Raw genomic sequence first — 11,935 nt, forward strand, 5'->3', positions numbered from 1 at the left:
TGCATTCACGCTGCAGACCATAAGTTCTTGGTCTTACAGCTTCGGTTATCTACGCTGTTCGAACGTCAGGAACGTGCGATGCTAGGGGGAATTAGCGTAAATTAATAAGTGCGATGGAGATCTGATAATGTCTAAATCATATCTTGTAAAGCGAGTTACTAGTAAGTTGAGTTCCAAAGAGGTTGGAGCTATTGTCTTAAAGCAAAACGAAATTAACATTACTGTCAAAGATGAACTTGGACATATTTTATTAGTGGACACAGCAGACAGTGAAGAGATGTTCTTATTGGCAAGTTTGTTGCAACATTCAATGACGTCAAATGATGTAATCTTTTTAGAACGGGAAGACTCGAGATATACCGATTTATTTATATTCAATGGAGCAAGTAACCCTTTTTCACAGAAAGATTTAAGGAAAATTAAGTCTACGCTAGGCTTTTCAAGATTTGATATGTTTAAGCTTCCTTTGCTAAATACTCATGATGAAAAGATCTGGGATACATGGGAGGAGTGGAAGTATAATGAACAACTTAGAATAAGATCAGATAAAGATATAGCAATAATAAATTGCTCGCAACTTGGTTTTGAGATGTTAGTTCATTGTTGTTGTTATCTTGCTACTTCATATTCAGGCCATTCGCATTTTGATTGGAACTCTACGAAGTCTTCGCCAGAGCTGATCATAAGGAATATTGCTCGCAATTAAATGGGGATACTTTCAAGAGGATTATAATGATAAAAAAAGGAGATATGCCAATGAATAACAGATCAGACTTGCTAAATCAGTTTAAGGAATGGAATGGATTTGTTCTAGAAATTATTGATTTAGATTGGAAAACACCCATCGCTGAAGGAAAATGGACAATTCATGATGTTGTTAGTCATATTATGTTATGGGATAAATACTTCTATGAATCGACGATAGAACCGATAGCATGTGATAAAGCGATAACACTTCAACTTATTGATTACGATCAATTCAATAATGATGCTGTTACATATGGTAGGACAAAAACCAAAGACGAATTAATAGAATTGACTATGAAGTATCGTAACTTAATATTAGATTGTATAAGTAGCCTTGAAGAGGGAAAATACTCGGGAAAATATGTTGACGGAAGGTTTTCCCTTGAATCCTATTTAAAGGATTTTATATCGCATGACCGACACCATATGATGCAGATTAAAGAATTAGAATTAAAAGGGAAAATGTGAACAGCTTACAGCTTATTCTCCTTCCGTTTATCGGTTGGAAATAAGCTTTTTTTGTATGTAACAATGAGACACAAATGTTATATTATTTGCTATAAGATTCAGCATTCGAATGAATATCAAACAAGGATCAACGAAAACCAAACTTATTCTATGCATGTCGCACTTTCGATCGCGATTATGACTTTTGTGGAAATTAGTATGGCAGTGCATGGATCAATTGTCACAATGAGAAAAGGAACAGCACTAAGCGCCAGCCATTTCGGCAATCAAGTTATCCAATCTAGCGGCCTCCTTAATATCTTTCGTTCTTACACAGACAGCTATACTTTCGTTTACACATCAAGGAGATATGTCTTATTATAACGGTCTTGCTGCGTTGATCGTCGTTGGTATGATGCTACATATGCATCGTGTACTGAATGCTAAGCATTATCCTTTTGCTAGGAGAAAGCTAATTAAAACTATAAAGTCTTGCGGCGTGAATCTTTTTATTGAACTTATTCGTTTCGAGGATCATGGTCCTAGAAGGAAGCTACTTTATGTTCATGAGATACACAGCGGCTCCAGGGAACAATATGAGGAGACCAAGGCAAGGATTAGACGTGATTGGGATATAAAGATGATTGAAGAATTGATGAATGCTTTAGGCTGAAGTGGTATGAAAAAAAGTGCTTGCCATGTCCTTATATTTCTGGTATCATAATTTTTGTTGTCACGTTAAGACAACCTTGCTAAGGCCCGTTGGTCAAGGGGTTAAGACACCTCCCTTTCACGGAGGTAACATGGGTTCGAATCCCATACGGGTCATATTATGCGGTAGTGGTGGAATGGCAGACACGCTATCTTGAGGGGGTAGTGGGTGTATACCCGTGGAGGTTCGAGTCCTCTCTACCGCATACAAATAAAAAGTAAGAAATCCTTTGCTTCGCAGAGGTTTTCTTACTTTTTTTTATAAGATTAGACAAGTTGATTAGTTCTTAAAGGCTCTTGCATATTGGGGATAGAGCTGTCTGACACAGTCTGGGCAAATATCATGGGTGAATTGCAGAGAAAGCTGATGCTTTAAAAAATGTTCAATGTTGATCCATTCATCCTTAGAATTTCGAATGGATTTGCAGGAAGCGCAGATGGGGATTAACTCTTGTGTTGGCTGACATGTCGAACAGATGCTTGTGATCCCCGACATCTTAGTTCCTTCTATAAATACACCCAAATCATATAGAGAAATTATAAAAGCAGCTTCTAGGTAATAATCAGAGAGCAGCGGATAGATTTCCAAACGAAAGATTCGCGTCCCTTTATAGGCGGTTTGTATGATGAACTCAGAGGTATAAATCTGTTGCTCTCTGCGGAGTATAATTTTCACCGAATCATAAAGCTTGGCCCATTGATCGGAATCGATGATCACATCTTGCAGAAGCTCCGAATAATAAGCTCCAATCCATTGTTTGTGAGGGGAGAGGCCATATTCATGACTAAATGCTTTCCACTTCCTGTTGGTGAACTGGATAACTCCTTGGCTGTTGATGACCACTGCATTGTGTGGCAGATATTCAAGTGAATGGATAATGGAAGATGATAAGCATTTTGACAAAAGTCACCGCTCCCTCCTAGAGATCCTTCGGGATGACATGCTAATTAAGGGGGTCAGACGGCATTACATCAGACACTTGTCACCTGAGTCGCCTCTTATCGTCACTCTAGCCATATGATATAATCGGATAATACATAGTAACACCAATTATATACTTTTTTGCGTTATTTTGCAATAGGTAATTACTTAAATAAGTCTTTTTTTATTTTTTTGTGAAGGGCGGTTTACGGATGCAGACCATATACGAACGTATAGAGTACTTAATTAAGCAAAAAGGTCTCACCAAGAAATCATTCTGCGAGCAGCTAAATATAAGCACAGGTAATATGGGAGATTGGAAGCGGGGCAAATCTACTCCGGGAACACATAAATTAATTGAGATCGGCGCTTTTTTTCATGTAAGTCTGGACTGGCTTATTTTAGGTAGAAATACATCTGAAATATTGAAAGAGAGCAATGAGGACTATGATTTCGGAGAAGCGAAGTTGAATGAAGATCGAACGAATGAATTGCTTCCAGAGGAAAAGGAATTCATTAAAGAATACTTAGCATTCACTGAATATCGTAAGCAGAAATGGGCCGACGAAAATTCTTAAATCAACGCCTTTACATTTTGGGGAAGTACATTTATAATAATGAATGTTGACCTCAAACAAAGTTTTATGTTTTATCTCACCGCGCGGTAGTGGTGGAATGGCAGACACGCTATCTTGAGGGGGTAGTGGGTGTATACCCGTGGAGGTTCGAGTCCTCTCTACCGCATACAGAATGACGAAAGAAGCCTTGCGATGCAAGGCTTCTTTTTTAGTGCTTAACGAGCAATCAAAAAGCTGTATTTTCGTATAATGGATAATGACAAAAAGGATACTGACCGCATATCACCTGGTGGGCTGAGTGATGTGGCCAGTATCCTTTTTTAAAATTCTTATTGAATGGATTATTTCAGAAGCTTGGAGATATAGGATTCGATCTGCTGAGGAGTAGTTTTAGGAGCAAAACGCTTAAGGACACGGCCTTCTTGATCCACCAGGAACTTGGTGAAGTTCCATTTCACGCTTTTTGAGCCTAGAACACCAGGAGCTTCCTTCGATAAGTATTTGAATAATGGGTGTGCTTCATCGCCTTTTACATCAATCTTCTCGAACATTGGGAAAGTTACCCCATAGTTAATCTCGCAGTATTCTGCAATTTCATCACTTTCGCCAGGCTCTTGGCCAGCAAACTGATTGCTTGGGAAACCAAGTACTTCGAATCCACGATCCTTAAATTTCTCGTACACTTCTTGAAGCCCTTTATACTGAGGCGTAAACCCACATTTGCTAGCTGTATTCACAACAAGGAGTACTTTACCTTTGTACTTGGACAATGATTCTTCTGCACCCCGAAGAGTGTTGACCTCAAAATCATAAATACTCATGGATGCCACCTCCTTTGTAATTCCTAATTTTAATTTATCACAATTTAATTTTACACTATTTATGATGGGGAGCCAAATAAGAAAAATCTATGATTCATTAACGCCCATTCGGTTTATCAAATCACAGCAAAATGAATGATCATAAATTAAATGTATCTGTATATATTTTATGGAAATAATGACTGAATAAAGGCGTTGATCAGAAAAGAGCAATAAATAGCCTCCGTGTTAGGCGTCTTTGGTTGACATCACTCTTAAAATTCTTTAATATGTCTAAGTATCTGAGAATATGTTGCGTGTGCAATTTACAACCAAAAATTTAAATAATGGGTGATGAAGATGTCTTACAGACCGAATATTACGAATGTGACCAAAGCCAGCAGCAACGATAAGGAAGGATTGTACGAGTTCATTATCAAGCTTGCTGATGGAACGGAGTGCCGTGCGTTTTATAATCGGTTTCCGGAATGGAAAATGACGAACATCAGCCGCCTGCTTAAAACTCCATGTCCAATTTGCCGCAAAGATTTCATCTGTAAATGCATGGAGGCATTCACTGCTGATTTCGAAGGACAAATGATCGGTGATCAATGGATTGAAAAGGCAATTGCTGAATAATTAAAGAACGGTACATGTTGGCGCGGGATTCTATCCCGCGTTTTTGTTTACCCAAAATATGCGATACACTTATCTTTATAGGGAGGGGGAGCTATGAACGAGGAGCTGAACATTATGCAAAATAAGTCCATTGTGTTGATTGATGGGGTGTGTCATCTTTGCCAAGGTTTGATTCGTTTCATCATCCCGCGTGATCCCAAGGCTAAATTTCTATTCGCCCCTTTACAAAGTGAAATTGCCGCTAAGCTAATGAGTGAGGCTGGACTTCAACCTGGGCAGTTGAACACAGTTGTATTGCTGGAGAACGGTGTGTATTATACAGAGTCGGCTGCTGTACTGCGGATTGCACGTAGATTGAGATGGCCTTGGCCTGTTGCGTATTTCTTCATTATAGTGCCGCGCCCAATACGGAATATCCTTTACCGCTATATTGCAAGGAATCGTTACCGTTGGTTTGGGCGCGATGAGCAGTGTCTGCTTCCGACACCGGAGATCAAACAAAGATTTTTGTAATCCGGGATTTGGTTAGATGTTATAATGTAACCATAATTTGGTATATTTAAGGACATTTAGCGAGGGGTGAAGGGATGTTGCGAAAGGCAGGGCTTTATCTATTAATAGTTATGCTAGTTTCTTTAGGTACGATGGGAACGGTATCTGCAGATGCTAAGCTCAAGGTAATGGTGAATAATTCGAGCGTGAATTATGGCGTGCAAATCGTCTCTGGACAGACGATGGTTCCGCTGAAGGCTTTTGAGAGCTTCAAGAATACTTCTATTCAGTGGGAAGCCCGTACAAAGCAAGTAACGATCGTTAGAGACTCCATGAAGATTAAGCTTGATGTAGGTTCTCGAACGGCGTGGAAGAACTCTGAATCTGTACAACTGGATGCGACTGCTAGCATCATGGATGGAAGAGTTACGGTGCCGCTGAGATTTATTGCGGAAGCTCTTGGAGCAAGAGTAACGGTAGATACTACTACGAATACTGTCTGGGTTCAGGAACGTGCAAATACGAAGCTTGTACAGAATTATAATAGTAGGGACTTGGTTGTTTCCCGCATTGCTGCTTTACAATTCCCGGTTGATGAAAGAGAACCGTCTCGATTAACAGGTGATAATGAAGCGTTGTCTATGTCGTATTATTTTCCTGAAGGCAGATCTGATGGATATTTCATAATCTATGGGCATTTTGTATCGTATTATGAGATTAAAGACAACATTAGAACAGTCGTATGGGAAGCAGATTTGGACAATTCGAAAGAGGCTGATAAAAAGGATTTTACCGCGATATTCGGACACCCCATTGCGAAGGAATATGGTAAAGCCCCTGTTTTAGCCCCATCCTATGCCTATTATTATACGAGTGTATGGGGAAGTCAGATTATTTGCGGAATCGATAATGCGGATGGAACGACTAAAGTATCAGGGAAGTCGCTGAACTGGGAGAACAACAAGCCCTTTATCGTGGCTATTCCCGGCGAGACCAAGCTTTAAGCGCTCTACAAGTCATATAAAATATGGAGATGAATTATGAATAAAGGGAAGCCCAAGGGATTTATGTTGTTCAAGAGATACGTGATGATGGTGCTTTAACGGTGCCATTGTTGTTATTCGGTATGTCCTTATGCTTACTTTTTGCGATTACAAGAATTCGTATATATGCGACAAAAAATCAGGATCGCGTGGTGAGAGTGGAAGAGCAGTTTCGCTATTTCCGTCTGACGGGCAAAGCTTTGAATCCAGAGCTTGAAATAGCCCAAATTATAGCGCTACGCTATGCGGGTGATGATGAGTTTCCAGCACTGTGTCAGCGGGCGGTGAAGGAGAAGCTCAACCCTGCCGATATTCGGTCTGCCATTAAGAACTGGCGCGAAGATAAGATGAGAGTATAGTATCCAGCTAGTGTGTGAAAAAACTTATTGCTGCCTTCTTATATATATGCTACTATAGCTGTAAATTAAAGGAATAGTAACGGAAGCACCGTTCAATTACCGTATCCACGGTTATTGTCGGTGCTTTTTTTGCTGTCTTTTTTTGAGGCAATAATGGATTTCTTCTTATCGAAAGGAGCGTGGTTTCATGGCGGCAAGGATTGTGCTCGCAGTGCGTGAAAGTCAATATATCGAACCATTATTGCACTATCTTCATCACAGTGAGTACGGAGAAATGCTGCGTATTACGGCTTTTAGCCGAATGGATGCTTTTATCGAATTTATGAGGGGAGAGGACATCCCGGATGCTGTTGTGGGGGACTCTTCTTTTATTGAGGCTTGGCTAGTAGAGGGGAAAAGCACCGTTCCATGGGCAGTTTTGAGTGAGGATGGAGGTTATCTCAGTAAGAGGACTAAGAGTCTGGGAGGGGGAGTAATGATTGACAAATATCAGTCGCTTCCTTCCCTCTTGGGAGCAATTCTCCAGTTATGTGAAGTCCAAAGAGGTAGAGGAGCTTCTGTGCTAGATGAAACGCTGTTGCTGGGGGTTGTCTCTTCTAGCGGCAACATGGGCAAAACGACGATAGCATTGAATATGGCGAAGCAGCTTGGTGAAATGGGCCTTTCGGTGTTTTATCTGAACCTTGAGAGTGTAGACAGCAGTGGGTTGTTTCTCCGAATCCCTGCAGGTCATACGCTTGGACTAGAGCGGCTGCTATATGAAATAAAGGCCAATCGAGACAAGGATGAAGCGGATACGATCGAATTAGGACAATACTTCATTAGATATGATCACCTCCGAACTGCTGCTTTCAGACCAGTTATTAATGTGAAGGAAATGCTACAGATGACTTTGCAAGATACGCTCGATTTGTTAGAGCGGCTGGTTGCGGAGAGAAGCTTTGATGTTGTTATTGTGGACACCGGCAGCATCGAGGAAGAGCGTGCGAAAGCTGTGTTACAGCGAAGTGGGATTCTACTTTGGGTCCTGAAAAATGATGATGTAAGCATGTGTAAGACTATGAGATGGCTGTCGCATTGCACCAATCCTAACTCTGGCATGTCCCCCCATGTGATGGACAAGAGTAAATTTGTAGTGAATTTTGCAGTGGATAGTTTGGAAGAGTGGGTGCCTCCTGAAGGAATTATCATTGAAGGCGTATGTCCCTTTATCCCATCATGGACGCTGCAACACCGTGAGGAGCTCTTTTTGAACTCTCCACAATTTCAGCGGGAAATCTTACAGTTGTGCAAGCGGATTGTAGAGCCAGCACTCCCATTAGTTTTTACCGGGAAGAACTTGCATGAATGAGGAGATGTTCAGGGCGCTGCGTAGTGAGATTCGTGCAGGGCTTGATGTGACTTCTGCAGTAGGGAACCGTGAACTTACTGGGTTTATCGAACGAACGATTCTAGAAAGTGAAAGTCTCCGTTATTTAACGGCGCAGGAAAAGCATGAGCTAGTGAAGAGATTGTTTGATTCTTTCCGAGGATTGGATGTGCTTCAGCCATTAGTAGATAATCCGGCGATCACGGAGATTATGATCAATAGTCATACTGAAATTTTTATAGAAGAGGAGGGTCAGATTCGTCGTCTTCCTTTGGAATTTGAGTCCAGCAGCAGGCTGGAGGACATTATCCAAACGGTAGTATCCGGTGTTAACAGGGTAGTGAATGATTCCTCTCCTATCGTTGATGCTCGGCTGAAGGATGGATCCCGTGTGAATATTGTACTTCCGCCAGTCTCGCTGAAGGGACCAGCGATGACCATACGTAAATTCCCGGAGAAGCCGATGACGATGAATGAATTGGTGAGCCGTGAAGCTTTAAGCCGTGAAGCAGCAGAGCTTCTTCAAATCTTAGTAGCAGCTAAATACAACATTTTTATAAGCGGCGGAACGGGCTCGGGAAAGACCACCTTTCTAAATGCGTTATCTCAGTTTATCCCTTCACAGGAGAGGGTCATCACAATAGAAGATTCTGCTGAACTTCAGATTGTAACGGTGCCAAATCTTGTTTCCCTGGAGACTAGGAACGCGAATACGGAAGGTAGAGGGGAGATTTCCATTCGAGATTTGATTCGTTCTTCACTGCGGATGAGACCCAATCGAATTGTTGTGGGTGAGGTACGGGGAGCGGAATGCCTCGATATGCTACAGGCGATGAACACTGGACACGATGGAAGCTTGTCCACAGGGCATAGTAACAGCGCGCACGATATGGTCAGTCGACTGGAGACGATGGTGTTAAGTGCTGCAGACTTGCCGGTAACGGTTGTTCGTCAGCAAATCTCATCGGCGATTGATATTTTCGTACATTTGTCCAGGCTCCGTGATCGTTCTAGGCGAGTGATGGAGATTAGTGAGGTTGCGGGCCTAAAAGACGGAGAAGTGGTTTTGAACCCTCTATATGAATTTCAAGATTCCGGTGAGCGAGAAGGACGGGTACAAGGGGGGCTAGTTTCTTGTGGAAACCCGCTTATGCATACAGCAAAACTTAGAATGGCTGGTGTAACCTCCTACCCGTTATCACAGGCTGAATTCTGAATTCTAAAAGGGGGAAGAGGTAGTGCTGAAGATTAAGTTTGCTAATGAAAAACCTAAGGAAGCTGATTCCAGAGGCCATTCATTATTGCCGGATTATACGGTATACGAGTTGACCTTGGTACAGAAAACTTTGGCTATTGCAGTAGGTGGTTTGCTGCTGTTTGGAGTGGGATATCTTTTTTATCATCATTGGATACTGTCGTTACTACTTATGCCGGGTGGACTGTATGCACCTCGTATGCTGCGTAGTTATTTGCTGAAAAGACGCCGGAGTTTGCTTAATTTGCAGTTTAAACAGACGTTATTTTCATTGTCTTCCTCACTCTCAGCAGGGCGATCGGTCGAGAATGCTTTCCGGGAAGCGGTCCAAGACTTACGTATGCTGGACCCGGAGGGGGGCGGCGATATGATCTCGGAGCTAAATATTATCTGTACGCGCATGGAATACGGTCAGCCAGTGGAGGAAGCGCTTCGGGATTTCAGTGAAAGAGCAGGAATGGAAGATATTGAGCGGTTCGCTGACGTGTTCACTGTATGTAAACGTACAGGCGGCGATCTGGTAGAAGTTGTGCGCCGTACGTCTACGATTATAGGAGAGAAGCTGGATATTCAGCAAGATATTGCTGTAAGCATTTCACAGAAGAAACTTGAAGCGAAAGCGCTGTTAATATCTCCACTAATCATGGTGATCTTTATGAGTTTGACTGCTGGAGACTATATGGAACCTATGTACACGGGGGCAGGTATAGCGATATCAACGCTTGCACTAGTAGCTTTGTTTTTATGTTATCTCTGGACTACTAAAATAATGGACATTCCGCTGTGAAGGGGATGAAATCATGCGATGGCTATGTGCAGTAGTCACTATATTTTTACTTGTTGTCTGGGCTCTGTTACGAATTAAATGCGGAAAAAGATATGAAGGATTAAGAGAACTTCCTATGGAAGGATTACGACTTCGGAAGCTGGGTGAACCGCTGCTGCTGCTCATTGAGAAAAGCGGCATCGCCAGTCGTTTTCCATCATTGATGTTCAGGATTCAACGTTCCCTGCAGCGAATTTATGGGATGCGTTACAGTGCAGAACGGACCCTGCTGTTCATGGGTGAGATGCTTAGCTACAGTTGGTTGTTACTTGTGGGTGGAAGTTTGATCACAGGGTTTAGCGGCGATCAGACAGGTCTGATTCTAGGTTTTTTCTTGGCGGTAGCTCTACCAGCTGCTATGGTGAGTGATTTACATAAAAAGGTGAGGGCGAGAGAGCAGAATATTATGCTCGAGCTACCAGAACTTCTGAACAGCATTGTATTGCTGGTAGGAGCAGGTGAGACCGTACAGCGGGCGATTATCCGCTGTGTGGAGAGCCACCGAGGTGATGTTAATCACCCATTGTATAAGGAGCTTAGGATCATGACCAGTGAATGGGAAGGAGGGTATTCATTTCAGCAGGCATTCGAGAATTTCAGCAAGAGATGTGCAGTGCAGGAGGTATCGTTGTTCACGACGACGGTTCTTCTGAATTATCGCAGAGGTGGAGCGGATTTTGTGTTATCGCTACGCGATCTCTCGCGGATGCTGTGGGAAAAACGGAAAGCTATCAGCCGAACGCGAGGGGAACAAGCTTCCTCTAAACTAGTCTTTCCGATGGTAGTTATCTTTTTAATAGTAATTGTACTGGTGGGAACGCCAGCATTCATGATGTTAAAAATGTAGGAGGGTGAAACTAATGATGACGACAATGTTGGGTAGTGTGAAGAGTTTTTGGGAGGACGAGGAAGGTCTGGGGACACTGGAAATGATTCTGATTATTGCTGTGCTGATTGCGGTCGTTCTTTTGTTTAAGGATAAAATTCAGGAAGTAGTGGAGGCTTTGATTAAAACTGCGGGAGAAAAGAGCCAGGAAGTATTCGAGTGAATAAGCTTAAGGACGATCGAGGCAGCTTTACTATTGAAGCTTCAATTCTATTACCAATGGTCATGTGTATTACAATGCTTCTTCTGTTCTTCTGTTTGTATAGCTACCAGAAGTCTATGCTCCTGCAAGTGGCCTCAGGGGCTACTGAGCGTGCGGCTTACAATTGGGACAACAGCCATAAAGAGGTTTCTGGCTCCTATGCTGCTGGTGAGTATGACTCCCTTTATTGGAGAATTGGAGACGATGCTTTGCTAGCCTCTTTATTCGGCGGAAAAGCTGGAAGTGATGGCGCGACAGTAGAGCTACCTGGTGAAGTGTCAGAGGAAAGTGATCTGCCAGTGCTTAAACTCAGACATTCGTCCTCTATGATTCCGAATAATATGCCGGGGAATTTGAACTACGCATATTCACTTGCCGGACGGAAAGTAAGCGCTGAATTAAATCGTCTACTGCACTTACCTGTACTTGATGAAGTTTTGTCTGATGAGGCAAAGCCAACTGTAAAAACTCAATCTATCATCGCTGAGCCTGTTGAGTTTATCCGTACGGTCGACCTGATGCGTTACTTCGGGGCTAAATTCAAGGGAGGCTCAGAGGGTACTAGTGGGTCTGGAGTCCAAATGGAGAAGAAGGATGCATCCGCGATGATGACCAAGCTTCAGGGTAAGTGAATATTTCCTTGCTAGTGGATCATGTAT

The 11,935-nt window shown here is 42.4% G+C and carries 16 protein-coding genes and 3 tRNA genes; 17 read left to right on the forward strand and 2 right to left on the reverse strand.

Annotation, left to right across the window (positions count from 1 at the left end; all coding sequences use genetic code 11):
- The first annotated feature begins 127 nt into the window (after positions 1 to 127).
- From L1028_RS03930 to L1028_RS03950, 5 genes are all read left to right on the forward strand, one after another.
- Positions 128 to 706: a hypothetical protein gene (locus L1028_RS03930; protein ID WP_234531514.1), complete on the forward strand. Its 579-nt coding sequence runs from the start codon at positions 128 to 130 to the stop codon at positions 704 to 706.
- Positions 707 to 756: 50 nt separating this feature from the next.
- Complete coding sequence (locus tag L1028_RS03935) at positions 757 to 1,215, forward strand: DinB family protein (RefSeq protein WP_234531516.1); 459 nt, start codon at positions 757 to 759, stop codon at positions 1,213 to 1,215.
- Between the two features lie 349 nt (positions 1,216 to 1,564).
- Positions 1,565 to 1,867, forward strand: a complete 303-nt coding sequence (locus L1028_RS03940; RefSeq protein ID WP_234531518.1) for a hypothetical protein — start codon at positions 1,565 to 1,567, stop codon at positions 1,865 to 1,867.
- Between the two features lie 83 nt (positions 1,868 to 1,950).
- Positions 1,951 to 2,022 (forward strand) — tRNA-Glu (locus L1028_RS03945).
- 6 nt (positions 2,023 to 2,028) lie between these two features.
- Positions 2,029 to 2,111 (forward strand) — tRNA-Leu (locus tag L1028_RS03950).
- Positions 2,112 to 2,185: 74 nt separating this feature from the next.
- Here the strand turns inward: L1028_RS03950 and L1028_RS03955 are convergent.
- Positions 2,186 to 2,809, reverse strand: a complete 624-nt coding sequence (locus tag L1028_RS03955) for a nitrogen regulation protein NR(II) (protein ID WP_076284053.1) — start codon at positions 2,807 to 2,809, stop codon at positions 2,186 to 2,188.
- Between the two features lie 230 nt (positions 2,810 to 3,039).
- On the opposite strand from L1028_RS03955, the gene L1028_RS03960 reads away from it, so the two are divergent.
- Together L1028_RS03960 and L1028_RS03965 are read left to right on the forward strand one after the other, a co-directional pair.
- Entirely contained in the window at positions 3,040 to 3,405 is a 366-nt protein-coding gene (locus L1028_RS03960; protein WP_149645200.1) for a helix-turn-helix domain-containing protein, read from the forward strand.
- 83 nt (positions 3,406 to 3,488) lie between these two features.
- Positions 3,489 to 3,571, forward strand: a tRNA-Leu gene (locus L1028_RS03965).
- Positions 3,572 to 3,746: 175 nt separating this feature from the next.
- Here L1028_RS03965 and L1028_RS03970 read toward each other — a convergent pair.
- Positions 3,747 to 4,226, reverse strand: coding sequence for a glutathione peroxidase (locus L1028_RS03970; RefSeq protein WP_042124801.1), 480 nt, complete (start codon positions 4,224 to 4,226; stop codon positions 3,747 to 3,749).
- 339 nt (positions 4,227 to 4,565) lie between these two features.
- Between L1028_RS03970 and L1028_RS03975 the strand changes: the two genes are divergently transcribed.
- From L1028_RS03975 to L1028_RS04020, 10 genes are all read left to right on the forward strand, one after another.
- Positions 4,566 to 4,844 (forward strand): hypothetical protein, encoded by a 279-nt coding sequence (locus tag L1028_RS03975; protein WP_042124803.1) that lies wholly within the window; start codon positions 4,566 to 4,568, stop codon positions 4,842 to 4,844.
- A 93-nt stretch (positions 4,845 to 4,937) separates the two neighbouring features.
- Positions 4,938 to 5,357 carry a thiol-disulfide oxidoreductase DCC family protein gene (locus tag L1028_RS03980; RefSeq protein ID WP_234531520.1) on the forward strand — a complete coding sequence of 140 codons (420 nt, stop codon included), beginning with the start codon at positions 4,938 to 4,940 and terminating at the stop codon, positions 5,355 to 5,357.
- 110 nt (positions 5,358 to 5,467) lie between these two features.
- Complete coding sequence (locus L1028_RS03985) at positions 5,468 to 6,340, forward strand: copper amine oxidase N-terminal domain-containing protein (protein ID WP_234531522.1); 873 nt, start codon at positions 5,468 to 5,470, stop codon at positions 6,338 to 6,340.
- Between the two features lie 59 nt (positions 6,341 to 6,399).
- Complete coding sequence (locus L1028_RS03990) at positions 6,400 to 6,738, forward strand: DUF6526 family protein (RefSeq protein ID WP_279306832.1); 339 nt, start codon at positions 6,400 to 6,402, stop codon at positions 6,736 to 6,738.
- Positions 6,739 to 6,925: 187 nt separating this feature from the next.
- Positions 6,926 to 8,089: a P-loop NTPase family protein gene (locus L1028_RS03995; protein WP_234531526.1), complete on the forward strand. Its 1,164-nt coding sequence runs from the start codon at positions 6,926 to 6,928 to the stop codon at positions 8,087 to 8,089.
- Complete coding sequence (locus L1028_RS04000; RefSeq protein ID WP_234531529.1) at positions 8,082 to 9,323, forward strand: TadA family conjugal transfer-associated ATPase; 1,242 nt, start codon at positions 8,082 to 8,084, stop codon at positions 9,321 to 9,323. The genes L1028_RS03995 and L1028_RS04000 overlap by 8 nt, the downstream gene beginning before the upstream one ends.
- A gap of 25 nt (positions 9,324 to 9,348) precedes the next feature.
- On the forward strand, positions 9,349 to 10,149 hold the full coding sequence (locus L1028_RS04005; protein WP_234531746.1) for a type II secretion system F family protein: 801 nt from the start codon (positions 9,349 to 9,351) through the stop codon (positions 10,147 to 10,149).
- Between the two features lie 10 nt (positions 10,150 to 10,159).
- Positions 10,160 to 11,035 carry a type II secretion system F family protein gene (locus tag L1028_RS04010; protein ID WP_423803012.1) on the forward strand — a complete coding sequence of 292 codons (876 nt, stop codon included), beginning with the start codon at positions 10,160 to 10,162 and terminating at the stop codon, positions 11,033 to 11,035.
- Positions 11,036 to 11,048: 13 nt separating this feature from the next.
- Complete coding sequence (locus tag L1028_RS04015) at positions 11,049 to 11,237, forward strand: Flp1 family type IVb pilin (protein ID WP_234531537.1); 189 nt, start codon at positions 11,049 to 11,051, stop codon at positions 11,235 to 11,237.
- The gene (locus L1028_RS04020) at positions 11,234 to 11,908 is read left to right on the forward strand and encodes a TadE family protein (RefSeq protein WP_234531541.1); all 675 of its coding nucleotides are present in this window, start codon (positions 11,234 to 11,236) and stop codon (positions 11,906 to 11,908) included. Before L1028_RS04015 ends, L1028_RS04020 begins: the two co-directional genes overlap by 4 nt.
- Positions 11,909 to 11,935 lie beyond the last annotated feature (27 nt).

This window comes from Paenibacillus pseudetheri, assembly GCF_924513355.1.
Taxonomy (GTDB): domain Bacteria; phylum Bacillota; class Bacilli; order Paenibacillales; family Paenibacillaceae; genus Paenibacillus_AQ; species Paenibacillus_AQ pseudetheri.

Excerpts from the sequence above, each read along its gene's own strand:
- L1028_RS03970 (WP_042124801.1), bottom strand. The coding sequence starts at position 4,226 with ATGAGTATTTATGATTTTGAGGTCAACACTCTTCGGGGTGCAGAAGAA.
- L1028_RS04000 (WP_234531529.1), top strand. The coding sequence starts at position 8,082 with ATGAATGAGGAGATGTTCAGGGCGCTGCGTAGTGAGATTCGTGCAGGG.
- L1028_RS03930 (WP_234531514.1), top strand. The coding sequence starts at position 128 with ATGTCTAAATCATATCTTGTAAAGCGAGTTACTAGTAAGTTGAGTTCC.
- L1028_RS03940 (WP_234531518.1), top strand. The coding sequence starts at position 1,565 with ATGTCTTATTATAACGGTCTTGCTGCGTTGATCGTCGTTGGTATGATG.
- L1028_RS03975 (WP_042124803.1), top strand. The coding sequence starts at position 4,566 with ATGTCTTACAGACCGAATATTACGAATGTGACCAAAGCCAGCAGCAAC.
- L1028_RS03995 (WP_234531526.1), top strand. The coding sequence starts at position 6,926 with ATGGCGGCAAGGATTGTGCTCGCAGTGCGTGAAAGTCAATATATCGAA.
- L1028_RS03935 (WP_234531516.1), top strand. The coding sequence starts at position 757 with ATGAATAACAGATCAGACTTGCTAAATCAGTTTAAGGAATGGAATGGA.
- L1028_RS03985 (WP_234531522.1), top strand. The coding sequence starts at position 5,468 with ATGCTAGTTTCTTTAGGTACGATGGGAACGGTATCTGCAGATGCTAAG.
- L1028_RS03960 (WP_149645200.1), top strand. The coding sequence starts at position 3,040 with ATGCAGACCATATACGAACGTATAGAGTACTTAATTAAGCAAAAAGGT.
- L1028_RS04015 (WP_234531537.1), top strand. The coding sequence starts at position 11,049 with ATGATGACGACAATGTTGGGTAGTGTGAAGAGTTTTTGGGAGGACGAG.
- L1028_RS03980 (WP_234531520.1), top strand. The coding sequence starts at position 4,938 with ATGAACGAGGAGCTGAACATTATGCAAAATAAGTCCATTGTGTTGATT.